This is a genomic window from Faecalibacterium sp. DFI.5.82 (genome assembly GCF_029076575.1).
GTDB classification, from domain to species: Bacteria; Bacillota; Clostridia; order Oscillospirales; family Ruminococcaceae; genus Faecalibacterium; species Faecalibacterium duncaniae.
Genome location: NZ_JARFIS010000001.1, coordinates 30549 through 55165, shown reverse-complemented (window position 1 = coordinate 55165; position 24617 = coordinate 30549). Strand labels below are relative to the sequence as shown.

Below are 24617 nucleotides of genomic sequence, written 5' to 3'. Positions count from 1 at the left end.
TTCCCGACCCTCTTTGTTCAGTTTACGAATTACAGCTGGCTCTTATACAGTGCCTCGATCTCCTCCACGCTGGTATCGCGGGGGTTGCCGGGGCGGCAGGCATCTGCAAAAGCAGACTCGGCCAGGAAGTGGATGTCCTCTTCCTTCAGGATGCCCTGCAGGTTTGCGGGGATGCCCACATCTGCGCTCAGCTGCTTGACAGCGGCGATGGTGGCATCGGCGGCCTCGACATCGTTCATCTCGTCGATGCCCTTCACGCCCATGGCCTTGCCGACCGCGCGGTAGCGCTCCCCGGCAACGGTCTTGTTGTACTCCAGACCCACCGGCAGCAGGATGGCGCAGGCCACGCCGTGGGGGGTATCATACAGAGCGGACAGACCGTGTGCCATGGAGTGGACAATGCCCAGACCCACATTGGAGAAGCCCATGCCGGCGATGTACTGGCCCAGAGCCATGCCCTCGCGGCCCTCCGGGGTGTTCTGCACGGCACCGCGCAGGTTCTCGCTGATGAGCTTGATGGCTTCCAGATGGAACATATCGGAGATGGTGCAGTGGCCCTTGGTGATATAGCCCTCGATGGCGTGGGTCAGAGCGTCCATACCGGTGGCGGCGGTCAGGCCCTTGGGCATGGAGGACATCATATCGGGATCGACCACAGCGATTTCGGGGATATCGTTGGTGTCCACGCAGACGAACTTGCGCTTCTTCTCCACATCGGTGATGACGTAGTTGATGGTGACCTCAGCCGCAGTACCGGCGGTGGTGGGCACGGCAATGGTGAACACAGCGTGCTTCTTGGTGGGAGCCACGCCTTCCAGAGAGCGCACATCCGCGAACTCGGGGTTGTTGATGATGATGCCGATGGCCTTTGCGGTATCCATGGAGGAGCCGCCGCCGATGGTCACGATGCAGTCTGCCTCAGCAGCCTTGAAGGCTGCCACGCCGTCCTGCACGTTGGCGATGGTGGGGTTGGGCTTGATCTCGCTGTAAACAGCGTAGGCGAAGTTTGCAGCATCCAGCAGGTCGGTGACCTTCTTGGTCACGCCAAACTTGATCAGGTCGGGGTCAGAACAGACAAAAGCCTTCTTGTAACCGCGGGTGGTCAGCTCGGGAACGATGTTCTCAATGGCACCGTGGCCATGGTAGGAAATGGTGTTCAGAACAATGCGATCAGCCATAATTATTTTCCTCCAAAATCATTCTGCCCGCCTGCCAGCGGGCTCTCTCTGTTGTTAAGGATACCACATTGTTAAACAATATTCAATGTACTTTTCTTTTGATTTCTATGAATTTTTTACACTTTCCAGCAAAAGAAAACGCTGTACCACTCCCTCAGTCTCGCATTCGCCCGACAGCTCCCTCTAGGAGGGAGCCTTAACGCGGCGGCCAACGCAAAAGCCTCCCTCTGAGAGGGAGGCGGCATCGCATCAGCGATGCCGGAAGGAGTGATACAGCGTTTTTATCGTTTCATTTACCACAGCCGGATGACCTTGATGACTCCCTCGGCCTTATCGCGGGCCAGCTCAAGGTGATGCTGCAGCGCATCGGCGGCGGTGTTCCAGTTGTCGCTCAGGGCGGCATTCAGAATTTCCAGATGCTCCTCACAGGTCTGATCCTGATTGATCATGCTCACCTTACCGGTCATAATGCGGAAACGAGTGTTCAGGCCGGTGATGCGGTCATAGCCAGAGCGCAGATATTTGTTGGGCAGGCTGCTCATCAGCAGCTCGTGGAAATCATCGTCGGATTTGCAGAAGTCGTCGATCCGCTCGGGGTGGTGCATCAGCTCAGTGTAGGCCTCCAGCTGCTCCCGGGGGATCAGGTTGCCGTAGGTGCGCAGGGCGTAAGGCTCCACCAGCAGGCGCATCTCGAACATGCTGTGCACATCCTCTTCGGTAATGCCGGAGACCATCAGCCCCTTTTTGGGCAGGATGGTGATCAGCCCCTCCTGCTCCAGGCGGCCCAGCGCGTCACGCATGGGGGTGCGGCTGATGTTGCCCATCTCAGCGCAGAGCTTCTGCTCGTTCAGAAATTCGTTGGGGCGGTACTCGCAGTTCAGAATCTTCGTTTTCAGGTACTGGTAAGCCTGCAGCTTCAGGCTGAGCTTTGACTGGGAATCCATCTCTTTCATTGTTCTATCTCCTAGTTCGCAAGCAGGACCATTCAGGCAGCAATCAGTCGCCCGCCGGACAGCTTGTATCCCTTAAATAATCCAAGTAATCATTAACATTATTATCACATATCCGGACAATGTTTACAAGACTTTTTTGAAAACTTTGGGAGCTTTTCCGTTTTGAACAGATATCATGCATTATTTTGCTATAAATTGAACAGTTTTTTTGTGCTTGTCGCCAGTGTTTCGTTCTTGTTTTGCATCGAAGGATAAATTGTGGTACACTTGACCTGGAAAGGAAGGCTGATACCATGGCAGGTCGCGGGGGGTACAACACCAAAACCCGGCAATTGATCCTGGATTATCTCATCAACAACCGCCAGCACGCGGTCAGTGCATCCAACATTCTGGAACATCTGGAGGCAGAGGGGGCCAGCCCCAATCCCACCACGGTGTACCGGTATCTGGACAAGCTGGCAGGCGAGCAGCGCATTATGAAATATGTGGCCGATAAGGGCGAAAAGGCCGTGTTCCAGTATGTGGACGAGGGCCGCCACTGCCGCGAGCATCTGCACCTGAAGTGCGTGCAGTGCGGGCGCATCTATCACCTGGACTGCCACTTTATGGATGAGGTGCGTGCCCATCTGATGGCAGAGCACGGCTTCACCCTGCAGTGCGAGGGCAGCGTTTTGTACGGATTGTGCCGCAGCTGCGCACAAAACAGCCCCCATCCGGGGCAGACCGCACAAAAATGCGAACACTGTGTTGACACGGACAAAGAGCCGTGATACAATGCAGGCAGGAAAAGCGTTGATCGGGAAAAGTAAGTGCTCAAGGTTCTTTTGCAGCGAGTGCGGGCCGGTGGAAGCCGCACAGAGAATGAGCCCCGAACGAACCCCCGTGAGCTTCCCCCTGAACCTGCTTCGGGCAGTTAGTAGGGGCCGACGGCAGCCGCTCGTTATCGCGGCAGTGCTTTCAACGGGGAGAGTACACAAAAGTGACTGGTGTGTTCGCGCACCGGTAATTTAGGTGGCACCACGGATACGGCAGCATTCGTCCTAGCAATGGGATGAAGGCTGCCGTATTTTTTTATTTGCAAAAACCTCTCAGTCACCGGGAAACTTGCCTCTCCTATCAGGAGAGGTGGCAATGCGAAGCATTGACGGAGAGGTTTAGAGAGAGAGGGGTAAGAAATATGTGTTGTGTTATGGGTTACACGGGGCACGACCTGAGTGCCGCCAAATTCAAGGAGTATCTGCTGCGCACCGTGATGCGCGGGCCGGACGACCAGCGTGTGGTGGAAGGGCCTTTTGGTCTGATGGGCTTTGGCCGCCTTGCCATCATGGGCCTGACCCCGGAGGGGATGCAGCCCTTCTACCGCGGTGCCGACTGCGTGGTCTGCAACGGTGAGCTCTACGGCTTCCGCTTTGAGAAGGAGATCCTGAAGCGCCGGGGCTACAAGTTTGCCTCCGACTGCGACTGCGAGATCCTGCTGCCGCTGTATTACGAGTACGGTCTGGATATGTTCCGCCACATGGACTCCGAGTTCGCGCTTATTCTGTATGATTCCCGCAAGGACCGGCTGATCGCAGCCCGCGACCCCATCGGCATCCGTCCGCTGTTCTACGGCTATTCCAAGTCCAGCCACCAGATCGCCTTTGCCTCCGAGATGCAGAACCTGATCGGCTGGTGCGACGACATCCGCCCCTTTCCCATCGGCAGCTACTACTGCGATGGCCGCTTTGTCCGCTATGAGGACATTGCCGACGTGCCCGCCCCCATGGAGGATGACATGGAGACCACCCTGCGGAACATCCGCGAAAAGCTGATCGCAGGCGTGGAAAAGCGTCTGGATGCCGATGCCCCTGTGGGCTTCCTGCTCTCGGGCGGTCTGGATTCCTCGCTGGTCTGCTCCATTGCAGCCAAGAAGCTGGGCAAGCCCATCCGCACCTTTGCCATCGGCATGGACACCGATGCCATCGACCTGAAATATGCCCGCCAGACCGCCGATTATCTGGGCAGCGAACACCATGAGATCATCATCAACCGGGACATGGTCATCCAGAGCCTGGAGGAGGTCATCCGGCTGCTGGGCACCTGGGATATCACCACCATCCGCGCCAGCATGGGCATGTACCTGCTCTGCAAGGCCATCCACGAGCAGACCGATGTGCGCGTGCTGCTGACCGGCGAGATCTCCGATGAGCTGTTCGGCTACAAGTACACCGACTACGCCCCCACCGCCGATGCCTTCCAGCAGGAGAGCCAGAAGCGCATCCGGGAGCTGTACATGTACGATGTCCTCCGGGCCGACCGCTGCATCTCCGCCAACAGCATCGAAGCCCGCGTGCCCTTTGGCGATCTGGATTTTGTGCGCTACGTCATGGCCATTGACCCCGAAAAGAAGCTGAACAGCTACGGCAAGGGCAAGTACCTGCTGCGCAAGGCCTTTGAGGGCGACTGGCTGCCCCCGGAGATCCTCTGGCGCGAAAAGGCCGCCTTCTCCGATGCCGTGGGCCACAGCATGGTGGACGACATCAAGGAGTACGCCGAGGGCCTGTACACCGATGAGGAGTTCCAGCTCCGCCGGGCAAACTACTCGGCCCACTGTATGCCCTTTACCAAGGAGAGCCTGTTCTACCGCGAGATCTTCGAGAAATACTATCACGACCAGAGCCGCACCATCGTGGGCTTCTGGATGCCGAACAAGGCATGGCCCGGCTGCAACGTCAACGATCCTTCTGCTCGTGTGCTGGCAAACTACGGCGCTTCCGGCGTGTAATCCTTTTTCCAGACAGCAAAAGACGGTGTGTCCGCTCCGGGCACACCGCCTTTTTGTTTACTCCAGATTCAGTTTATTTTTCATCAGCCACCGGGTCAGGAAGAAGTATGCCGCCGCAATGGCTGCAGTCACGGCAAAGCAGAACAGATAGCCAACGTCTGTTCCAAGTGCCGCCGTCAGCCAGCGCATCGGGGTCACTCCATAGCTCACACCGGTCACGTTCACATCCACGACCCGGTACGTGACATCCACGATCATACTCACATCATTCGTGCCCAGCAGCTTATCGAGCTGGGTCTCCACGATGTTCAGGCCGATAAACGCGAGGATCCCGGCCACCATCACATGCTTGGGGAATTGATGGGCGATCATACAGGCAGCATAAACGCAGAGGATGAGGCTTGCCAGCCGGGCCAGATTGATGAGGATGGTCCAGAACGTCACCAGCCAGAACTTCGCGCCCAGTTCCCCATACAGCATCCCCCACAGCTGCATCCAGCTGTCCCAGTTCTCCGTGCCGAGGACTTCCGCGTCCAGCACACCGATGCTGACCATCCCTGTGATGCAGACGATGCCCACCAGGCCGCTGCACAGCACCCAGACCATGCTGGTGAGGAGCTTGGAGAGGATGAGCTGGGTCTCGGTCACGGGCAGGGTGTGCATCAGGTAGCCTTCACGTCCCAGCAGATTTTTATAAAAGCGCTGGACCGTGCTGACAAAACAGAGCACCGCAATGGCGAAGATGACAGAGACATACACGATCATCAGAATCACTTCGAGATTCTGGAAGCTTGTGCTGTGAGCCAGCGCGTGTTCCTGCCGGAAGGTCACGCCCAGCACCACGCTCAGCAGCGCCAGCGCCAGATACAGCCCGAAGTACAGGCTTTTGGTGGCCTTGAACTCATATTTCAACAATTGCTTCAGCATTTGAATACCTCCCGGAAATACGCATCAACGCTCTTGCCCTCGGTCTCGCGGATATCATCCACAGCGCGGTGCGCAAAGATTTTGCCGTCCTTCAGGAACACAGCCTCGTCCAGCACCGGCTCAATGTCCTCGATGAGGTGGGTAGAAATGACAACAGTCGCGTCCTTGCTGTAGTTGGAAATGATGGTGTTCAGGATGTAGTCCCGGGCCGCAGGGTCCACGCCGCCGATGGGCTCATCCAGCAGGTAGAGACGGGCGTTGCGGCTCATGGCCAGCACCAGCTGAACCTTCTCCTTGTTGCCCTTGGAAAGGGTCTTGAGCCGGGCATTGGGGGCGATGTTCAGCCGGGCCAGCATCTCATTGGCCTTGTCGGCATCAAAGCCGATGTAAGCCTTGGCCTGACTGGGCGTGCCGTAAAAATCCCGGAACATCTCCACCAGCTCCTCCACCCGCATCCAGTCGGGCAGCCAGTCGGCATCCGGCAGGTAGGAGACCAGCTCCTTGGTCTCCGGGCCGGGGGCCATGCCCGCGATCCGGATGCGGCCTTCCGTGGGCTGCAGCAGACCATTGGCCAGCTTGAGCAGGGTGGTCTTGCCGCTGCCGTTGGGGCCCAGCAGCCCTACGATGCGGCCAAAATCCAGCTCCAGATCGATACCGTCCAGCGCGGTCTTTTCCTTTCCGTATACTTTTGTCAATTTTTCACAGGTCAGCACTTTACTCATGGGGTTCTACCTCCTCTGTATCCCAGTGCTCCAACAGGGCTGCCGCCTTTTCCGGCGTGTAGCCGATGCTGCGCATCTTCTCCAGAAAATCTGCCGCGATGTCATGGGCGGCGGCAGCCCGCAGTTGTTCGATCAAATTCGTATCCTCCGTGACGTAGCGTCCGCTGGTGCGCTCGGTGCGCACAAGGCCCTCACTTTCCAGCTGGGCCAGAGCCCTCTGCATCGTGTTGGGGTTGACCCCGGCAGCTGCGGCCAGATCCCGCACCGAATCCAGATGGCCCCCCGGCGGGTAGGTGCCCGCCAGAATTCTGGCTTTGAGCCGTTCCACCAGCTGGGCATAGATCGGGCGGCTGGCATCAAACTGTTCACTCATTCTGCTTTGCCCTCCTTATGTGTTGCTGTATTAAGCAACTAATACAATAATACACATTTTTGCATTTCTGTCAAGAGGAAACCCAAAAATTTTTTCGGACAGCAAAAAGGGACCCCGCAGCCAACCGGCTGTGGGGTCCCTCTGATTTATGGATTACTGCTGCTCCTGCGCGGCGCGCTTGGCTTCCAGCGCCAGAATGGCATCGCGGCGGCTCAGGTTGATGCGGCCCTGCTGGTCGATGTCCGTGACCTTGACCACGATGGCATCACCCACGGCGACCACATCCTCCACGCGCTCCACACGCTTGGTGTCCAGCTTGGAGATGTGCACCAGCCCTTCCTTGCCCGGTGCGATCTCCACAAAGGCACCAAAGTTCATCAGGCGGGTGACCTTGCCCTTGTAGATGGCACCGATCTCGGGGTCCTCCACAATGGTCTTGATGGTGAAGATGGCGCGCTTTGCGTCCTCCTGATCCACGGCGGAGACGAACACATGGCCGTCCTCCTGCACATCGATCTTGCAGTTGCAGGTGGCACAGATGTCCTGGATGACCTTGCCGCCCTTACCGATCACGTCCTTGATCTTATCGGTGGGGATCATCATGCTGAACATCTTGGGAGCCCAGCGGCTCAGCTCCTCACGGGGCTGTGCGATCACGGGTTTGATGATCTCGTCCAGGATGTACAGGCGGCCCTTGCGGCACTTCTCAAAGGCCTCGGCAATGATATCGTAAGTCAGGCCATCGATCTTGATGTCCATCTGGATGGCAGTGATGCCCTTGCGGGTGCCGCCCACCTTGAAGTCCATATCGCCGTGGAAATCCTCCACGCCCTGAATGTCCAGCATGGTCATCCAGCGGTCGCCCTCGGTGATCAGGCCGCAGGAGATGCCGGCAACAGGTGCCTTGATGGGCACACCGGCATCCATCAGAGCCAGCGTGGAACCGCAGATGGAAGCCTGAGAGGTGGAGCCGTTGGAGCTCAGGACCTCAGAGACACAGCGGATGGTGTAGGGGAACTCCTCCAGAGAGGGCAGCACGGGAACCAGAGCGCGCTCTGCCAGTGCGCCGTGGCCGATCTCGCGGCGGCCGGGGCTGCGGGGTGCGCGGGCTTCGCCGACAGAATACGGCGGGAAGTTATAGTGATGGATGTAACGCTTGGTCTGCTCGTCGGTCAGGTCGTCCATCAGCTGGTTGTCCTTGGTACCGCCCAGGGTGCAGGTGGTCAGCACCTGGGTCTGGCCGCGGGTGAACATACCGGAACCGTGGACCCGGGGCAGGATGCCCACTTCGGCAGCCAGCGGGCGGATCTCGTTGATGCCGCGGCCATCCACGCGCTTGCCCTCATCCAGCAGCCAGCGGCGGACAACGTACTTCTGCATCTTGTAGCTGACAAGGTCGAGATCTGCGTCAGACAGGTCGGGGTACTCCTCAGCGATCTTGTCCATGATGGGCAGCAGGGCAGCATCCCGCACATTCTTGTCATCGGTATCCATAGCGGCCTTGAAGTCGTCCAGATACTTGTTCTGGATGGCGTGGAACACGTCCATATCCAGACCCACCACCTGGAAGTCGATCTTCGGCTTGCCGCGCTCTGCAACGATGCCGTTGATGAAGGTGATGATCTTCTTGATCTCAACGTGGGCGGCCTTGATGGCATTGAGCATGGTGTCCTCGTCCACCTCGTTGGCACCGGCCTCGATCATCACGATCTTGTCCATGGTGGCGGCAACGGTCAGGGCCAGGTCGCTCACCTTGCGCTGCTCCTGGGTGGGGTTCAGGACGATCTCGCCGTCCACCAGGCCCACCTGAACACCGCCGATGGGGCCGTTCCAGGGGATCTCAGACACAGCGGTGACCAGAGATGCACCGATCATGCCGGCGATCTCAGGGCTGCAATCGGGGTCCAGGCTCATCACGGTCATGGTGATGCAGACATCGTTGCGCATCTCCTTGGGGAACAGCGGGCGCATGGGGCGGTCCACCACGCGGCTGGTCAGGATGGCGCGCTCACCGGGGCGGCCCTCACGGCGCATAAAGCTGCCGGGGATGCGGCCTGCGGCGTAGAGCTTTTCCTCATACTCCACGTTCAGGGGGAAGAAATCCACACCTTCGCGGGGCTTGGGGCTCATCACAACGTTGCACAGCACGCAGGTCTCGCCGTAGCGGATCAGGGCGCTTGCGTTGGACAGGCCGCACATCTTGCCCATCTCGACCTTGAACGGACGGCCAGCCAGCGTGGTCTCGTAGACCTTGAAGTTTTCAAAGGTCTCTTTGCGGGAACCAAATTCAATTGCCATTTGGTTTTGCCTCCTTTGTCCTTTTGCGGTTTATCTTCTTATCTTCCAAAAGGCAGCGGCCAGCGCATCATAGCAATAAAGCCAACGCCCGTGCCTTTTACAGCACAGGCGCTCGATTTACTGCTGCAACGCGCAGCAGCGGCCTGTTGTTCCTCAAAAAAGAGCAAAGGGCAGGCACCACAATGCGGTACCTGCCCTCTGTTTTCTATTACTTACGCAGACCCAGGGTTGCGATCAGAGCACGGTAACGCTCGATGTCCTTCTTCTGGAGGTAGGCCAGCAGATTGCGGCGGCGGCCAACCATCTTCATCAGACCACGGCGGCTGTGGTGATCGTTAGGGTTCTTCTTCAGGTGCTCGTTCAGCTCGTTGATGTGAGCGGTCAGCAGAGCGACCTGAACCTCGGGGGAGCCAGTGTCCTTCTCGGTCAGAGCGACTTTGGCCATAACTTCCTGCTTGTTCATAGTAACAGTACCTCTTTATAAAATTTTATTTGCCGTCGGCACAGAATGCGGGAAAACGGTACTCCCAAATGGGCATACTCCCAGCCCCGTGCCGCGGTAACATGGCTAGTATAACAGAAATCCGTGCAAAAAGCAAGAAAAATTTTACTATGCTTTTGCAAAATAGGCCTTGGCGCGCCGGGCCGCATGGTCGATGCAGGCCTTCAGCTCGTCCAAGGTATCAAACTTTTTGCTGGGACTCAGGTAGGCGTAGAACTCCACCACCGGGTCGGTACCATAGAGGTCGCCGGAAAAATCCGGGATAAAGGTCTCACAGGTCACCTTGGTCTCGTCCGAATTGACAGTGGGCCGGGTCCCCAGGCCGGTGGCCGAGGGATACCAGGTATCACCGATCCGGGTGCGGGTGATGTAGATGCCGTAGCGGGGCATCTGGAAGCCCGCCGGGTAGATCTGGTTGATGGTGGGCACGCCCAGCGTGTGGCCCAGACCCGCCCCGTGCTGCACCGCGAAGCGAATGGCATAGGGCATCCCCAGCATGGCGTTGGCGGCAGGCACATCGCCGCCCTCCAGTGCCGTGCGGATGCGGGTGGAGGACACCGGCTTTTCCTCAAACTGTGCCATGGGCACCACCACGACCTCCACCCCCAGCGGGGCGCAGAGCTCCTTCAGCAGCTCGGGGGTCCCGGCGGCCTTGGCACCAAAGGTAAAGTTTTCGCCGCAGAACAACGCCTTGGCGTGGCAGTCCTGCACGATGCCGTACACGAACTGCTCCGGGGTCATGGCGCGGATCTCCTCAAACTCGGGGCAGAGGTAATACTCCACTCCCAGGCTTGCGATAAGGGCATGCTTATCCTCGGTGGAGAGCAGACGGCGGCCCTTCATTTTGCTGTCAGCGGGCAGCTTGAAGGTGAACACCGCCGGGGCAGCGCCGTGGGTCTTTGCCCACTCCACTGCTCCCTCAATGACGGCACGGTGGCCGATGTGGATACCGTCGAAGTAGCCCATGGCAACAGCAGTGCCGCCCTCATGTTCCAGCGCCAGCGGCGACAGAGATGAAACGATTTGCATTGGTCGTCAGTTCCTTTCCACGAACAGCTTTTCCACCTTGAGCACACCGTTCACCACATTGGCAAGACCCAGAAACTGCCCTCCGGCGTTCCGCACGCGGTAGCGGCCGTCGGCAGCGGGATAGCGGCTGGTGGGGCACCCGTTGTAGAGATGCTGCTCCACCCGCTCGTCCGCCACCAGCAGCGGCAGGCTGGCGAACACGCTTTCCACCGGCAGCATCAGAGCCTGCAGGGCCTCCGGCCCCGCGTCCTTTGCCGCCTGGATCTCTTCCAGCGTGTGGGCATCGGCTTCGGAATACACCCCGGCGGCCACGCGGCGCAGGGCGCTCATGGTGCCCTTCTGGCCCATGGCTTCGGCAATCTCCTCCAGCAGCACCCGGATATAGGTGCCCTTGGAGCACTTTACGGTCAGGGCATACTCATTTTCCGCAGGGCTGCCCTCGTACCAGATGTCCAAAATCTCGATCGGCCGGGCCTTGCGCTCCACGGTCTTGCCCTCGCGGGCCAGCTTATAAAGCGGCTGACCGTTGATCTTGACCGCCGAGTACATGGGCGGGGTCTGCATCCGGGGGCCGAAGAACTGCGGCAGAACGGCCAGCAGCTCCTGTTCCCCTGCCGTTACCGGGGCGGTCTCCAGCACAGTGCCGGTCACATCCCCGGTATCGGTACGCTGGCCCAGCCTGAGGACAGCGCGGTAGGCCTTGGTGTGGTCGAGCTGCAGATCAACTGCCTTGCTGGCCCCGCCGCAGAACACCGGCAGAACACCGGTCGCCATGGGGTCCAGCGTACCGCTGTGGCCCAGTTTCCGGGTGCCCAGAATGCCCCGCAGTTTGGCAATGACATCAAAGCTGGTCCAATCGGTGGGCTTATCAACAATGAGGATTCCCTGCATCATGCTTCCTCCTGCGGTGCATCAAGAACAGCTTCCACCTCAGAGAGGATCGCGCTCTTGGCGTTGTCAAGGTTGCCCAGCAGCTCACAGCCCGCCGCACGGGTGTGGCCGCCGCCGCCCAGACGGCGGGCAATGGCACAGGCATCCACGCCCTTGGCGGTGCGCACGCTGATGCGGTAGCTGCCGCCGGGCTGCTGGCGCAGGGTCAGGCCGACCTTCACGCCCTCAATGCTGATGGGCAGGCTGGTCAGCTCTTCCAGATCCGCAGGGTCTACCCTGCTCTGCTCGATCTCATCCCGGGTCAGGTAGATGAGGGCGCAGCGGCCATCCAGATGATATTCCAGATGGTTGCGGGCGATCCGCTCGGCTTCCATCCGCTCCCGGGACTTGGTGTCAAACAGCAGGGTGTTCAGCTCCTCCACATGGGCACCGGCCTCCATCAGCTTGGCCGCAGTGATGTGGGTGCTTGCCTTGGTGGAAGAGAACTTGAAGCAGCCGGTATCCGTGGACAGGCCGGTATACAGGCAGTCGGCAATGTGGGGGGTGATCTCCACATGCATGGCACAGATCACCTCATACAGCAGCTCTGCCGCAGCGGCGGCGCTGCCATCCAGCAGCGTGAACTCGGCGTAGCCGCTGTTGCCTGCATGGTGGTCGATGCACAGGTCCACATGGCGCGTGTACTGGGGAACGCCGTTGCCCTCGCCAAACAGCTGGACGCTGGCAACATCCACAGCCACCACGATCTGCGGCTCAAATTCGCCCTTGAACAGGCGGGGGTTGGTAAATGCGTACCGGCCGGGGATGGGGTCGGCGCAGAGCACGGCTGCGTGTTTTTCCAGTGCAAGCAGCGCATAGTAGAGCGCGCTGCCGCAGCCGACCGTATCACCATCCGGGTTTTTGTGGCACAGAATCAAGATGTTATCCGCAGCAAGCAGCTTTTCTGCCATCTGCTGTACATTCAGCTGTTCTGTCATCCCATGTTCCATCCTTTCCGCAAGGCTGATTATTCCTCGGTCTCTTCCGGCTGGCTGGTTTCCTCAGCGTCACCGTTCACGTTCAGCGTGCGGAGCAGCTCATTGATGTGGGCTGCGTAGGCGGCACCGTCGTCCTCCACAAAGATGAAGCGCGGAGCCTTCCGGATGTGCATCTTCTTGCTGACCTCGGTGCGCACATGGCCTGCGGCACGGTTCAGTGCCTCGATGGCGGGCTTGGGGCCGTCCTCGCGGCCCATCACGCTCACATAGACCTTTGCAACATCCAGGTCAGGTGTCACATCCAGACGGGTGACGGTCAGCAGACCGCCCTCCAGGCGGGGGTCCTTCAGCCGTCCGATGATGGCAATGACCTCACGCTTCATATCCTGGGCAAGACGACCCATATTTTTCTGAGACATAGCTTCTCCTCTAAAACAAAACCCCTCAGTCTCGCTTGCGCTCGACAGCTCCCCTAATGGGGGTGCCTTTGGCATAAAGATGAGGCTTCACCCGGCTGCCAAGGCCTCCCCTACTAGGGGAGGTGGCATTGCGAAGCAATGACGGAGAGGTTTAATCCGTTCCTTAGTCCCGATATTCTTCCATCTTGAAGGCCTCGTATACGTCGCCTTCCTTGACATCGGCAAACTTTGCCAGCGTAACGCCGCACTCGTAGCCCTCGGCCACTTCCTTGGCATCATCCTTGAAGCGCTTCAGAGATGCGATCTCGTCCTCCGTGATGACGATACCGTCACGGACAACGCGCACCTTGCTGTCGCGGGTGATCTTGCCGCTGGTCACGCGGCAGCCTGCAACGGTGCCCACATTGCTGATCTTGTAGACCTGACGGACCTGCAGCTCACCCAGAGCGACCTCGCGGAACTTGGGAGCCAGCATGCCCTTCATAGCATCGGTGACATCGTTGATGGCATCGTAGATGACGCGGTACATCCGCATCTCGACCTTGGTGGCAGCGGCTTCTTCCTTGGCCACGTTGTCGGGGCGGACATTGAAGCCGATGATGATGGCGTTGGAGGCATCGGCCAGGTCAACGTCGGACTTGCTGATGGCACCGACACCGGCGTGGATGACGCGGACGCGCACCTCATCATTGGAGATCTTCTCCAGGCTCTGCTTGACGGCCTCGGCGGAGCCCTGCACATCAGCCTTGACGACAATGGCCAGCTCCTTCATATCGTTCTGTGCCATCTGGCTGAACAGGTTATCCAGAGTGACCTTCTGGAAGGAGGAGAACTGCTTCTCCTTGGCAGCGGCAATGCGCTGCTCTGCCAGCTCACGGGCCAGACGCTCGTCGGCAACGGCCTCAAACAGGTCGCCTGCCTCGGGCACAGCGGTCAGGCCGGTGATCTCCACGGGGGTGGAGGGGCCTGCATCGTTCAGCAGCATGCCCTTGTCGCTGCGCATGGTACGCACACGGCCCACAGCGGTACCGGCAATGATGACATCACCGGCATGCAGGGTGCCGTTCTGCACCAGAATGGTGGCGATGGGGCCCTGGCCCTTGTCCAGACGAGCCTCAACAACGGCACCCTTGGCGCGGCGGTTGGGGTTGGCCTTGAGCTCCATGACCTCAGCTTCCAGCGCGATCCGCTCCAGCAGGTCGTTGATGCCCATGCCGGTCAGTGCGGAAACGGGGATGCAGGCAACGTCGCCGCCCCAGTCCTCGGTGATGATGCCGTACTTGGTCAGGCCTTCCATCACGCGCTCGGGGTTTGCAGTGGGCTTATCCATCTTGTTCATGGCCACGATGATCTTGACATTGGCAGCCTTGGCGTGGTTGATGGACTCCACGGTCTGGGGCATGATGCCGTCATCGGCGGCAACGACCAGAACAGCGATATCGGTCATGTTGGCACCGCGGGCACGCATGGAGGTAAATGCCTCGTGGCCCGGCGTATCCAGGAAGGTGATCAGGCTGTCGTTGATCTTGACCTGATATGCACCAATGGCCTGGGTGATGCCGCCAGCCTCGCCTGCGGTGACATTGGTCTTGCGGATGGCATCCAGGATACTGGTCTTACCGTGGTCAACGTGGCCCATGACACAGACAACGGGGGGACGCTCCACCAGATCCTCGGCGGAATCCTCCTCCTGGGTGAACAGGCGCTCCTCGATGGTCACATGCACCTCGTGCTCGACCTTTGCGTGGAACTCCTCAGCCAGCAGAGATGCGGTATCAAAATCAATCACGTCATTGATGGCGTGCATCTCACCCATCTGCATGAACTTGGCAATGACCTTGCCGGCCTGCTGCTTCAGGCGGGCAGCCAGCTCACCGACGGTGATCTCATCGGGGATCATCACCTTCAGCTGTGCGTTGCGGGCCTTTTCCAGCTGGATGCGCTGCAGGCGCTCGAACTCGGTCTCGCGCTTGCCCTTCTGGAACTGCTGGCGCTGGCGCTGGCCGCGCTGGGTGAACTTCTGCTTGTTGCCCTGCGGGGTGGGCTTACGGCGGTTCTCGGTGTTCTTGGTGGAAGCCAGATCGTCATAGCGGGCATCGAAGCGGTCCACGTTCACATCCACAGTGCGGGTATCGACCGTCACCTGGCTGTCCTCGCGGCGGACAGAGACGGACTGAGCGGGGGCAGCAGAGGCCTTGGCACCGGTCTCGCGGGCCAGCTCGCTCAGGGAGACAGTCTTCTCCTCGCGCTTCTTGTGCTGCTCGTTCTTCTTCTCGCCGTGCTTATTGTTGTTATTGTTTGCCTTGGGCTGCTCTGCCTTTGCGGCAGGGGCAGCGGGCTTTGCCTCGGGCTTCTTCTCAGCAGCCTTGGGCTCTGCCTTTTTCTCCGCAGGCTTCTCGGCCTTTTTCTCCGCCTTCTTTTCAGGCTGGGCAGGCTGCTTTGCGCTGTTCAGGTACTCGTCCAGGCTGGCAACGCTGTTGTCCTTGCTGAATTTCTCCAGCAGGTAGTTCAGCTCGTTCTCTTCCAGGGTAGAGCTGTTCTTCTTGCCGGTGCTGCCCATGGCAGCCAGCTCATCCAGGACCTTCTTTGCAGAAACATTCAGGTCCTTTGCAAAATCGCTCACTTTATATTTTACGGTCATTCGCTCATATCCTCCTCATTTTTGATTGCCCCGCAGTCCGAAAGACGGTCAAAGCAGAGCTTTGCGAGGTTGCGGTCAGTCACCGCGTAAACAGCCACAGGCTTGCGGCTGATATCGGCCAGGCGGTCCTGGGTCAGCGGCATGGAGATCACGTCCACCAGGTCGCCCACAGCGTAGTTCAGGCGCTGCACGGTCTTAGCGCTGGCATCGGACGTGACCATTACCAGCCATGCCTTGCTCTTGACGCAGGCATCTTCCACGGCATCAAAGCCCATGGTCAGCGCGCCTGCCTTGCGGCAGAGGCTCAGCGCCTGAAATAGCGCTTCTTCCGGGGCCATTTTGGGCTTTTCGGGGGTATTGTTATGCTTCGCCATTCGGCTGGGCCTCCTTTTCCACGTCGGCCAGCTGTGCGGCCAGCGCATCGTAAACCTCGGCGGGAACCGGCTGCTCAAAGCAGCGCTCCAGCGCCTTTTTCTTTTTGGCCTTTGCCAGACAGGCCGGGTCCGGGCAGAGGTAAGCGCCGCGGCCCGGCTTCTTGCCCACGGGGTCGATGCTGATCTCGCCGCTGGGGGCGCGCACCACCCGCACCAGTTCCTTTTTGGGGCGGCTGGTCATGCAGCCGATGCACTGGCGGGCAGGGATCTTTTTTTGTGCCATCCGGTTTCCCTCCTTCAGGTGCGGTCACAGCCGCTCTTACTCAGCGTCCTCGGTCTTGGGCTCGGCAGCCTTGGGCTCCTCGTCCTCGCCGTAGTAGCCGCTCTCGGGGCGGATGTCGATGTTGTAGCCGGTCAGGCGGGCGCACAGGCGGGCGTTCTGTCCCTTGTTGCCAATGGCCAGGCTCAGCTGCTGGTCGGGTACGGTGACGCGGCAGGAGCGGGTCTCGCCGGGCAGCAGCTCGACCTTGAGCACCTTGGCGGGGCTCAGGGCAGCGGAGATGAACTCGGAGACATCCTCGCTCCACTTGACGATATCGATCTTCTCACCGCCCAGCTTCTCGACCACAGCGGCCACACGGTCGCCGTGGGGGCCGATGCAGGCAGAAACGGGGTTGACGTTGGCATCCTTGCTCCAGACAGCCATCTTGGTGCGGGCACCGGCCTCGCGGCTGATGGCCTTGACCTCAACGGTGCCGTCATAGATCTCGGGCACTTCCAGCTCGAACAGGCGCTTGACCAGGCCCGGGTGGGTGCGGCTGATCATCACGCGGGCACCGCGCTCGCCGCTGACCACGTCCACAACGTAGACCTGCAGGGTCTGGCCCTCGGTGTAGGTCTCGCCGGGCACCTGCTCGTTGCGGGGCAGGATGGCCTCGCCGCCCTTGCCCAGGTCCAGGGCCACGATGCCCTTCTCGTTGTCCACACGGGTAACGGTGGCCTGGATGATATCATGGGCGCGGGACTGGATCTCGCTCAGCTGCTGGCTGCGCTCGGCTTCCCGGATGCCCTGACGGATGACATGCTTTGCGGTCTGGGCGGCAATGCGGCCGAAGTCCTTGGTCTTGAGGGGGGTCACAACGCGGTCGCCGACCTCATAGCTCTTGCGGATCTTCTGGGCCTCGGTGATGCCGATCTCGGCGTGCTCATCGTACCAGTCCTCATCGGCGACAACGTTCTGCACCAGAGCGACGTTGAACTTGCCGCTGTCGGGGTCGATCTCCACCAGAACGTTGTCGTCCTCGACCTCATAGTTCTTCTTGACAGCGATCACGATGGCAGCCTTGATCTTCTCGATCAGGTACTCTGCGGTGATGCCGCGCTCATGCTCCAACATGGAGAGAGCTTCAAAAAAATCATTGTTCGCTGCAGCCATTTTTCGGGTTCCTCCTAAATATCATTCTTTCTCTTTTAATCAAACAGGTCCTCGTCGTCACACAGGCGCACCGTGCTGACGGCGGAAAGCTCGAACTGCATGGGGCCGGCCGGGCCTTCCAGCGTGATGGTATTGCCTTCGCGGGAAGTCAGGAGGCCGGAAAACTCCTTGACACCGTTCTCGTTGGCCCGGTACAGCCTGACGCTGACCTTCTGGCCCCGAACGGCTTCGTAGTGCTCCGGGCGGGTCAGCTTGCGGCCCAGGCCGGGGCTGCCGACTTCCAGATAATAGCTCTGTTCAATGGGGTCCGCCTCATCCAGGATGGGGTCCAGCGCATGGGAGACATCGGCACAGGTGTCGGTGTCCATGGTGGTGCCGTCCGTTTTGTCGATGAGGACACGGAGATACCAGTCCGGCCCTTCCTTTTCAAAGACCACGTCCCACAGGCGCAGGCCCATGCCCTCCACAGTGGGGCGGACAAGCGCTTCGACTCTCTGGGCGGTATTTCCGCCAGACTGCTTCGCCATAAAAACCTCCAAACAAACAAGAAACGCGGACCTTGCGGCCCACGTTTCAGTAAAAGTTATATCGTACTATTAGAATATAGCATACTTCCGGTAATTATGCAAGGGGTTTCGTGAAATTTTGCCCTTACAGCACCCAGACACCGTTCCGGAACAATTCCACCACACGGCCGTCACGGCACTTGCCGGTGATATGGCTGTCCTCTGCACCGATCATCACATCCTCATGGATGGTGGACTGGTTCATGCCGCGCTCTTCCAGCTGCTCCTTGGTCAGGCCGGTGCCGCCCTCGGTGGTGCCGGGGTAGCTGGCACCAAAGGCGATGTGGCAGGCAGCGTTCTCATCGAACAGAGTGCTGTAGAACAGCGCGCCGCTGCGGTTGATGGGGCTGGATGCAGGCACCAGTGCCACCTCACCGATATGGCGGGCACCTTCGTCGGTATCCAGCAGCCGGCCCAGCAGGTCAGCACCCTCCTCGGCTCCATGCTCAACGACCTTGCCATCCTTGAAGGTAACATGGAATCCCTTGATGAGCTGGCCATTGAACACATAGGGCTTGGTGCCGTAGACGATGCCGTCCACCTTATCCTTGTGGGGAGCAGTGAACACTTCCTCGGTGGGGATGTTGGGCAGGAAGAACACGCCCTTCTCGTTCTTGCTGCCGGCGCTCTCCCAGCTGGCCTTCTCGGCCAGGCCCACGGTCAGGTCAGTGCCGTTGGCGCTCTCAAAGTGGACGCTCTCCAGATCAAGATCATTCATCTTCTCGCCCAGACTGGTCAGACGGTCCAGATGTGCCTTCCACTCGTTGACGGGGTCACCGCCGGTCACGCGGCAGACATCAAAGATGAGCTGCCACAGCTTCTCGATGGCGGCATCCGTGTCCAGCTCGGGGAACATCTTCTTTGCCCAGGGGGCGCTGGGCATGGCGGCAATGGACCACTGCACCCTGTCGTTCATGGTGTACTCCCGCCAGGGAGCCATAAATTTCCGGTTGGCGGCGTTCACACGGCTGATCTTGGCACCATCCAGGCCGGCGTAGACCTCGGGGTCATCCGCAATGAGGTGCAGCACGCAGACACTGCCCTCGCTCTCTGCGTAGTCGAGGTAGCGGCGCAGCTGGTAGGGCTTGCTGTCGGTCAGGGCCTCCTCGCTGCCCAGCTCCATCCGGGTGCGGGATACGGCATTGTCGCTCCAGTCCACCTGAACATCACGGGCACCGGCCTCGAAGCCGCTGCGCACGCACAGGCGGGCCAGCGGGGCAGCCTCCAGCGGGCAGCGGATGATCATGGTCTGGCCCGGCTGAGGGTTCACGCCCACCCGGACGATAAAGTCAGCGTATTTTTTGAGCAGTTCATCAAAGTTTTTCACAAAAGGTTCCTTTCTGCCGCAAGAAACGGCATGGTTGTTTTGCCCTAAGTATACCCTCTTTTTTCAATTCTGTCCATCGGATAAAAGAAAACAGACGCTTCCGGCGTTGAAAAACGGGGAAACGTCTGCTATACTAACCTTGGGAGTGCTGTCCACATACGGTAAGCGGTCTAACCTTTCCGGCCCAAGCGTCGGGGAGGCGAATATTTTTTGTCGTGCCCCTGACGCTCTGCTGCGAAAGGGGTGATGCTCTATGACGCTATTGGAAACTTTAGCCCTGCTGACGTTGCTTGCAACCGTCGGCTTTGGCGTGTTCGATATCGCATGGAAAATCTTTACACACAAAAAATGACCGCCCTCAGCGTCCAAACCTGAGCGGTCATTCTTTGTGAATAACTTGCCGGGAAGGTACTGACCGTTTGCCGGACAGCACTCTCTTTATCTATAATATACCACAGCCCCGCCGAAATTGCAACGGCGGGGCTGTTTTTATTTGGATCAGAACTCGATCTTGCTCTCGATATAGCTCTTGAGCTCGGAGATGGGCATACGCACCTGCTCCATGGTGTCACGGTCGCGGACGGTGACGCAGTTGTCAGCTGCGATCCCCTTGGCCTCGTCACCCACGGTGTCGAAGTCCACGGTGATGCAGTAGGGAGTGCCGATCTCATCCTCGCGGCGGTAACGCTTGCCGATGGAACCGGTATCATCGTAGTCCACCATGAAGTACTTGCTCAGCTCATTGCGGATCTCCATGGCCTTGTCGCCCAGCTTCTTGCTCAGGGGCAGCACAGCGCACTTGTAGGGAGCCAGAGCCGGATGCAGGTGCAGGACGGTGCGGATATCTTCCTTACCCTTGGCATCGACCAGATGCTCCTCATCGTAAGCCTCACACAGGAAGGCCAGTGCCACACGGTCGCAGCCCAGAGAGGGCTCGATCACGTAGGGGATGTAGTGCTCGTTGGTCTCGCTGTCGAAGTACTCCAGGCTCTTGCCGGAGGCCTCCTGATGGCGGGTCAGGTCGTAGTTGGTGCGGTCTGCAATGCCCCACAGCTCGCCCCAGTCGGTGAACGGGAAGGCGTACTCGATATCAGTGGTGGCACGGCTGTAGAAGGCCAGCTCTGCGGGCTCGTGGTCGCGCAGGCGCAGGTGCTCCTTCTTGATGCCCAGGCTCAGCAGCCAGTTCTCGCAGTAATCCTTCCAGTAAGCGAACCAGTCCAGATCGGTGCCGGGCTTGCAGAAGAACTCGCACTCCATCTGCTCGAACTCGCGGGTGCGGAAGGTGAAGTTGCCCGGGGTGATCTCGTTGCGGAAGGCCTTGCCCACCTGGCAGACACCGAAGGGCAGCTTGCGGCGGGTGGTGCGCTGGATGTTGGCAAAGTTGACGAAAATGCCCTGTGCGGTCTCAGGGCGCAGGTAGCAGGTAGAAGAGCTGTCCTCGGTAACACCGATGGCAGTCTTGAACATCAGGTTGAACTTGCGGATGGGGGTAAAGTCATGCTTGCCGCAGACAGGGCAGACGATGTCCTCGTGGTCGGCGATGAACTGATCCATCTCATCAAAGCTCATAGCATCCACATTGACCTCGGGATGCTCCTCACCGATCAGCTTATCGGCACGGTGGCGTGCCTTGCAGGCACGGCAGTCCAGCAGAGGGTCAGAGAAGCTGGAAACGTGGCCGGTGGTCACCCAGGTCTGGGGGTTCATAATGATGGCGGCATCCAGGCCCACATTGTAGGGGCTCTCCTGGACAAACTTCTTCAGCCATGCTTTCTTGACGTTGTTCTTAAACTCAACGCCCAGGGGGCCGTAGTCCCAGCTGTTGGCAAGACCGCCATAGATCTCAGAACCGGGGAACACGTAACCACGGTTCTTGCAGAGATTGACGATCATATCAAGGGTCTTTTCGCTCTGTTCCATTGTAATAACATCCTTTCCGTCCGCGGCTGGCTTGCCGTGTCGTGTGTGTTGTTTCGGGCAGCTTTCCCCACTGCCGCGTATCTTTACTTTACCATGTTTTCTTATATTTGTAAAGCAAAAGGCCGCTGCATTTCTGCAACGGCCCTTTCTTTCTGAGAAACAGGCGGGGTGACGTTTCCCACATCTCCTAACACCGGGCGACGGCTGCCTGTTCCGTCCTCTGTTTCTCTTTGCAAGTTTTACTTATGATACTTCATACCGGCATTGATGGTACAGGCCCGGTAGATCTGTTCGGTCAGCACCAGGCGGGCCAGCTGATGGGGCATGGTGATGCGGCCCATACTGAATCTGAGGGCTGCGGCTTTCTTCACTTCATCGGACAGGCCGTGGGAGGAGCCGATGACGAACGCCACATCCCCTGCCCCGCTGTTTGCGCGGTCGGCCAGGAACTGCGCCAGCTCATCGGAGGAGATCTGCCTGCCCTCAATGCACATGGCAACGATGGCAGCACCCTTGCGCACATTGGAGAGGATGGCTTTTCCTTCCTTATCCAGTGCTTTTTTCACCACAGCATCGGAGGCATTTTTCTCCTCGATCTTTTCCTCCGGCAGCTCGATGATCCGGAATGCCGCAAAGGCAGCCAGACGCTTCTGGTACTCTGCCACGCCCTCGGCAAAATATTTTGCGTTCATTTTACCAATACAGATCAGGTCAATATTCTGCATTACAGCTTCCTCTTTTCAGGATAAACGATTTAAAATTGTCTCCGCTACTGCTTGAACTCCCTCAGTCACGGCTTACGCCGTGCCAGCTCCCTCGGAGAGGGAGCCTCTGGCGAAACCGAATACTTTGCAATTCAAGCAAAAGCTTTCCCGCCATGCCAAAGGCCCCATCCTAGAGGGGACTGTCGAGCGAATGCGAGACTGGGGGAGTTTTTTACAGCATTGTCAGCTGCTCGCCCTCGTCCTCGGCGCGGATGAGCGCGCCGGTGGCGGGCAGGCTGCGGACACGGTAGCGGTGGGGGTTGGCAAGCTCCAGCGTTTCCGCCGGGACAACAGATGCAATGGTCTGGTTCTTTTTCAGGGTCACAACAGCAACACCCTGGCTGTCGCGGGTGGTCTTGGCAGCGATCTGCGCCGTGTTGACCAGCAGCATCCGGCCAGCGCTGGTGCGGATGGCCAGCTCCGTGTCCTCGGGCAGGAAGAGCAGCTTTGCCAGCGGCTCCTTGTCGGAGTAGGCCTTGAGCAGCTTGCGGCGGTTCTGCTTGGTGGCGTAAGAGGCCAGCGGGATCTTTGCGCACTTGCCGCCCGCAAAGAAGAAGAGGACATAGCCGCTGTAATCTCCCGTGATGACCATAGCGAGGATATTCTCACCCTCATCCATTCCCAGACGGCCCGGCAGATAGATGCCCATCTGGGCCACCTTGCCGTCCTCCAGCTCGTTCAGGCGCACCTTGTACACCTGCTGTTTGTCGGTAAAGAAGAGGGCCTCCACGTTGTTCCGCGTCTCCACCTGATGGATGATCTCATCGCCCTCTTTCAGCTTGTGGGCACCGGCGGTGCGCAGGCTCTGGGGCGGGATCTTTTTCAGGTAGCCCTCACGGGTAAAGAACACGGTAACAGGATAATCAGGGATGGATTCCTCTTCGGCACCGCTCTCCTCCTCGGGCAGATCATACAGGATCTCGCTGCGGCGGGGCTGTGCGTACTTTTTGGCCACATCGTTCAGCTCATTGATGATGATGCGGCGGATGCGGGCAGGCTTTGCCAGAATATCGTTCAGGTCGGCAATGTCCTTTTCCAGCTGTTCGATCTCACCCGTCCGTTTGAGGATATACTCCCGGTTCAGGTGACGCAGCTTGATCTCAGCCACATAGTCGGCCTGCACCTCGTCGATGCCAAAGCCGATCATCAGGTTGGGCACCACCTCGGTCTCCTCCTCAGTGGTGCGGATGATATGGATAGCCTTATCGATATCCAGCAGAATGGCGGCAAGACCCTTGAGCAGGTGGAGCCGCTTTTCCTTGCCGTGGAGATCGTAGTAGGTGCGGCGGCGGACACACTCCATGCGGAAGGCTGTCCACTCCTGCAGGATCTCCCGCACACCCATGACCCGGGGCTGACCGGACACCAGCACGTTGAAGTTGCAGCTGAAGCTGTCCTCCAGCGGGGTGGTCTTGTAGAGCTTGGCCATCAGCTTTTCCGGGTCCACGCCGCGCTTGAGGTCAAGGGTCAGCTTGAGGCCGTTCAGGTCGGTCTCATCCCGCATATCGCTGATCTCTTTGATCTTGCCCGCCTTGACCAGCTCGGCGATCTTGTCCATGATGGCTTCCACAGTGGTGGTGGGCGGGATCTGCGTGATCTCCAGCATATTCTCGCCGGGCACCACATTGTACCGGGCACGCACCTTGATGCTGCCCCGGCCATTCTCATAGACCTCCCGCATCTGGGCCTCATCGTACAGGATCTGGCCGCCGCCCACGAAATCCGGGGCAGGCATGGTGGTGGAGATATCGTGTTTGGGATCCTTCATCAGGGCCACGGTGGTGGCGCACAGCTCTGCCAGATTGAAGGAGCAGATGTTGCAGGCCATGCCGACTGCAATGCCCAGGGTATTGTTGGCCAGAATGGTGGGGAAGGTCACGGGCAGCAGGGTCGGCTCGGTGGTGGTGCCGTCGTAGTTTGGCACAAAGTCCACGGTCTCCTTATCGATATCCCGGAACAGTTCCTCGCAGATACCCTCGAGCTTGGCCTCGGTATAACGGGCAGCGGCGCAGGACATATCCCGGCTGTACGCCTTGCCGAAGTTGCCCTTGCTGTCCACAAAGGGCACCAGCAGGCTCTCGTTGCCCCGGCCCATGCGCACCATGGTATCGTAGATGGCGGCATCACCGTGGGGGTTCAGGTGCATGGTGCTGCCCACGATGTTGGCCGACTTGGTGCGGGCACCCTTCAGCAGACCCATCCCGTACATGGTGTACAGCAGCTTGCGGTGGGCGGGCTTGAAGCCATCGATCTCGGGCAGGGCGCGGGAGACGATGACGCTCATCGCGTAGGGCATATAGTTTGTCTCCAGCGTGCTGGTGATGGGATCTTCCAGCACACTGCCCGCGTTCAGGATCTCAACGCCGTCGCCCAGCTGCGGGCGGACAGGCTTGGTCGTTTTTTTGGTTGTTCGTTTTGCCATTTTTGCTCCTCTATATCAGCATCTATATCCCGGATCCAACCCCTCAGTCTCGCATACGCTCGACAGCCCCCCTAATAGTGGGGCCCTTGGCATAGAGGGGAACTCGCAGGGCGTTCCGCAACGCCAGGGCCTCCC

22 protein-coding genes and 1 other annotated feature are annotated in these 24617 nt (G+C 59.1%); of the genes, 2 read left to right on the top strand and 20 right to left on the bottom strand.

What is annotated here, in order from left to right; translation table 11 throughout:
• Window positions 1-29: 29 nt before the first annotated feature.
• Both fucO and P0G09_RS00260 read right to left on the bottom strand, forming a co-directional pair.
• On the bottom strand, window positions 30-1178 hold the full coding sequence (fucO, locus tag P0G09_RS00265) for a lactaldehyde reductase (protein WP_275251650.1): 1149 nt from the start codon (window positions 1176-1178) through the stop codon (window positions 30-32).
• Window positions 1179-1471: 293 nt separating this feature from the next.
• Window positions 1472-2131 carry a GntR family transcriptional regulator gene (locus P0G09_RS00260; protein WP_005933151.1) on the bottom strand — a complete coding sequence of 220 codons (660 nt, stop codon included), beginning with the start codon at window positions 2129-2131 and terminating at the stop codon, window positions 1472-1474.
• Between the two features lie 293 nt (window positions 2132-2424).
• Between P0G09_RS00260 and P0G09_RS00255 the strand changes: the two genes are divergently transcribed.
• Both P0G09_RS00255 and asnB read left to right on the top strand, forming a co-directional pair.
• On the top strand, window positions 2425-2901 hold the full coding sequence (locus P0G09_RS00255) for a transcriptional repressor (RefSeq protein WP_005933149.1): 477 nt from the start codon (window positions 2425-2427) through the stop codon (window positions 2899-2901).
• Between the two features lie 13 nt (window positions 2902-2914).
• Window positions 2915-3177 (top strand) — a binding site (T-box leader).
• 143 nt (window positions 3178-3320) lie between these two features.
• Complete coding sequence (gene asnB, locus P0G09_RS00250) at window positions 3321-4895, top strand: asparagine synthase B (RefSeq protein ID WP_275251948.1); 1575 nt, start codon at window positions 3321-3323, stop codon at window positions 4893-4895.
• A gap of 57 nt (window positions 4896-4952) precedes the next feature.
• Here asnB and P0G09_RS00245 read toward each other — a convergent pair whose 3' ends face one another.
• The 18 genes from P0G09_RS00245 to P0G09_RS00160 form a co-directional block, all read right to left on the bottom strand.
• Window positions 4953-5822: a hypothetical protein gene (locus P0G09_RS00245; RefSeq protein ID WP_275251649.1), complete on the bottom strand. Its 870-nt coding sequence runs from the start codon at window positions 5820-5822 to the stop codon at window positions 4953-4955.
• Window positions 5816-6544, bottom strand: coding sequence for an ABC transporter ATP-binding protein (locus P0G09_RS00240; protein WP_098922884.1), 729 nt, complete (start codon window positions 6542-6544; stop codon window positions 5816-5818). Before P0G09_RS00240 ends, P0G09_RS00245 begins: the two co-directional genes overlap by 7 nt.
• Window positions 6537-6917 (bottom strand): GntR family transcriptional regulator, encoded by a 381-nt coding sequence (locus P0G09_RS00235; protein ID WP_005933142.1) that lies wholly within the window; start codon window positions 6915-6917, stop codon window positions 6537-6539. The genes P0G09_RS00240 and P0G09_RS00235 overlap by 8 nt, the downstream gene beginning before the upstream one ends.
• Before the next feature lie 153 nt (window positions 6918-7070).
• Entirely contained in the window at window positions 7071-9215 is a 2145-nt protein-coding gene (locus tag P0G09_RS00230) for a polyribonucleotide nucleotidyltransferase (protein WP_005933140.1), read from the bottom strand.
• 208 nt (window positions 9216-9423) lie between these two features.
• Window positions 9424-9678 carry a 30S ribosomal protein S15 gene (gene rpsO / locus P0G09_RS00225; protein ID WP_005933138.1) on the bottom strand — a complete coding sequence of 85 codons (255 nt, stop codon included), beginning with the start codon at window positions 9676-9678 and terminating at the stop codon, window positions 9424-9426.
• A gap of 147 nt (window positions 9679-9825) precedes the next feature.
• Window positions 9826-10746, bottom strand: coding sequence for a riboflavin biosynthesis protein RibF (gene ribF, locus P0G09_RS00220; RefSeq protein WP_275251648.1), 921 nt, complete (start codon window positions 10744-10746; stop codon window positions 9826-9828).
• A 6-nt stretch (window positions 10747-10752) separates the two neighbouring features.
• Window positions 10753-11637 (bottom strand): tRNA pseudouridine(55) synthase TruB, encoded by an 885-nt coding sequence (gene truB, locus P0G09_RS00215; protein ID WP_342760513.1) that lies wholly within the window; start codon window positions 11635-11637, stop codon window positions 10753-10755.
• A complete protein-coding gene (locus tag P0G09_RS00210) occupies window positions 11637-12626 on the bottom strand; it encodes a bifunctional oligoribonuclease/PAP phosphatase NrnA (RefSeq protein ID WP_097772524.1) in 990 nt (329 codons plus the stop codon). Before P0G09_RS00210 ends, truB begins: the two co-directional genes overlap by 1 nt.
• A gap of 17 nt (window positions 12627-12643) precedes the next feature.
• Window positions 12644-13033 (bottom strand): 30S ribosome-binding factor RbfA, encoded by a 390-nt coding sequence (rbfA, locus tag P0G09_RS00205; protein WP_097772525.1) that lies wholly within the window; start codon window positions 13031-13033, stop codon window positions 12644-12646.
• Window positions 13034-13196: 163 nt separating this feature from the next.
• Window positions 13197-15674 (bottom strand): translation initiation factor IF-2, encoded by a 2478-nt coding sequence (gene infB, locus P0G09_RS00200; protein WP_097770980.1) that lies wholly within the window; start codon window positions 15672-15674, stop codon window positions 13197-13199.
• Window positions 15671-16048, bottom strand: a complete 378-nt coding sequence (locus P0G09_RS00195) for a 50S ribosomal protein L7ae (RefSeq protein ID WP_098922892.1) — start codon at window positions 16046-16048, stop codon at window positions 15671-15673. Before P0G09_RS00195 ends, infB begins: the two co-directional genes overlap by 4 nt.
• Window positions 16035-16331, bottom strand: a complete 297-nt coding sequence (locus P0G09_RS00190; protein ID WP_005933128.1) for a YlxR family protein — start codon at window positions 16329-16331, stop codon at window positions 16035-16037. Before P0G09_RS00190 ends, P0G09_RS00195 begins: the two co-directional genes overlap by 14 nt.
• Before the next feature lie 36 nt (window positions 16332-16367).
• Complete coding sequence (gene nusA / locus P0G09_RS00185) at window positions 16368-17483, bottom strand: transcription termination factor NusA (protein ID WP_097772526.1); 1116 nt, start codon at window positions 17481-17483, stop codon at window positions 16368-16370.
• 35 nt (window positions 17484-17518) lie between these two features.
• Window positions 17519-18010: a ribosome maturation factor RimP gene (gene rimP / locus P0G09_RS00180; RefSeq protein ID WP_098922896.1), complete on the bottom strand. Its 492-nt coding sequence runs from the start codon at window positions 18008-18010 to the stop codon at window positions 17519-17521.
• A gap of 124 nt (window positions 18011-18134) precedes the next feature.
• Entirely contained in the window at window positions 18135-19376 is a 1242-nt protein-coding gene (locus P0G09_RS00175; RefSeq protein ID WP_275251646.1) for an aminopeptidase, read from the bottom strand.
• Window positions 19377-19874: 498 nt separating this feature from the next.
• Window positions 19875-21296 (bottom strand): glycine--tRNA ligase, encoded by a 1422-nt coding sequence (locus tag P0G09_RS00170; RefSeq protein WP_275251645.1) that lies wholly within the window; start codon window positions 21294-21296, stop codon window positions 19875-19877.
• A gap of 239 nt (window positions 21297-21535) precedes the next feature.
• Window positions 21536-22021, bottom strand: a complete 486-nt coding sequence (gene rlmH, locus P0G09_RS00165; RefSeq protein WP_005933115.1) for a 23S rRNA (pseudouridine(1915)-N(3))-methyltransferase RlmH — start codon at window positions 22019-22021, stop codon at window positions 21536-21538.
• A gap of 211 nt (window positions 22022-22232) precedes the next feature.
• The gene (locus P0G09_RS00160; RefSeq protein WP_275251644.1) at window positions 22233-24482 is read right to left on the bottom strand and encodes a DNA gyrase subunit A; all 2250 of its coding nucleotides are present in this window, start codon (window positions 24480-24482) and stop codon (window positions 22233-22235) included.
• Between the last annotated feature and the right edge of the window lie 135 nt (window positions 24483-24617).

Bases quoted from the DNA above. Each gene is read 5' to 3' on its own strand.
- fucO (WP_275251650.1), bottom strand. From the start codon at position 1,178: ATGGCTGATCGCATTGTTCTGAACACCATTTCCTACCATGGCCACGGT.
- P0G09_RS00260 (WP_005933151.1), bottom strand. From the start codon at position 2,131: ATGAAAGAGATGGATTCCCAGTCAAAGCTCAGCCTGAAGCTGCAGGCT.
- rpsO (WP_005933138.1), bottom strand. From the start codon at position 9,678: ATGAACAAGCAGGAAGTTATGGCCAAAGTCGCTCTGACCGAGAAGGAC.
- P0G09_RS00160 (WP_275251644.1), bottom strand. From the start codon at position 24,482: ATGGCAAAACGAACAACCAAAAAAACGACCAAGCCTGTCCGCCCGCAG.
- infB (WP_097770980.1), bottom strand. From the start codon at position 15,674: ATGACCGTAAAATATAAAGTGAGCGATTTTGCAAAGGACCTGAATGTT.
- P0G09_RS00240 (WP_098922884.1), bottom strand. From the start codon at position 6,544: ATGAGTAAAGTGCTGACCTGTGAAAAATTGACAAAAGTATACGGAAAG.
- P0G09_RS00170 (WP_275251645.1), bottom strand. From the start codon at position 21,296: ATGGAACAGAGCGAAAAGACCCTTGATATGATCGTCAATCTCTGCAAG.
- nusA (WP_097772526.1), bottom strand. From the start codon at position 17,483: ATGGCTGCAGCGAACAATGATTTTTTTGAAGCTCTCTCCATGTTGGAG.
- P0G09_RS00190 (WP_005933128.1), bottom strand. From the start codon at position 16,331: ATGGCACAAAAAAAGATCCCTGCCCGCCAGTGCATCGGCTGCATGACC.
- rlmH (WP_005933115.1), bottom strand. From the start codon at position 22,021: ATGCAGAATATTGACCTGATCTGTATTGGTAAAATGAACGCAAAATAT.
- rimP (WP_098922896.1), bottom strand. From the start codon at position 18,010: ATGGCGAAGCAGTCTGGCGGAAATACCGCCCAGAGAGTCGAAGCGCTT.
- rbfA (WP_097772525.1), bottom strand. From the start codon at position 13,033: ATGTCTCAGAAAAATATGGGTCGTCTTGCCCAGGATATGAAGCGTGAG.
- P0G09_RS00235 (WP_005933142.1), bottom strand. From the start codon at position 6,917: ATGAGTGAACAGTTTGATGCCAGCCGCCCGATCTATGCCCAGCTGGTG.
- P0G09_RS00195 (WP_098922892.1), bottom strand. From the start codon at position 16,048: ATGGCGAAGCATAACAATACCCCCGAAAAGCCCAAAATGGCCCCGGAA.
- P0G09_RS00255 (WP_005933149.1), top strand. From the start codon at position 2,425: ATGGCAGGTCGCGGGGGGTACAACACCAAAACCCGGCAATTGATCCTG.
- P0G09_RS00230 (WP_005933140.1), bottom strand. From the start codon at position 9,215: ATGGCAATTGAATTTGGTTCCCGCAAAGAGACCTTTGAAAACTTCAAG.
- ribF (WP_275251648.1), bottom strand. From the start codon at position 10,746: ATGCAAATCGTTTCATCTCTGTCGCCGCTGGCGCTGGAACATGAGGGC.
- truB (WP_342760513.1), bottom strand. From the start codon at position 11,637: ATGCAGGGAATCCTCATTGTTGATAAGCCCACCGATTGGACCAGCTTT.
- P0G09_RS00245 (WP_275251649.1), bottom strand. From the start codon at position 5,822: ATGCTGAAGCAATTGTTGAAATATGAGTTCAAGGCCACCAAAAGCCTG.
- asnB (WP_275251948.1), top strand. From the start codon at position 3,321: ATGGGTTACACGGGGCACGACCTGAGTGCCGCCAAATTCAAGGAGTAT.
- P0G09_RS00210 (WP_097772524.1), bottom strand. From the start codon at position 12,626: ATGGAACATGGGATGACAGAACAGCTGAATGTACAGCAGATGGCAGAA.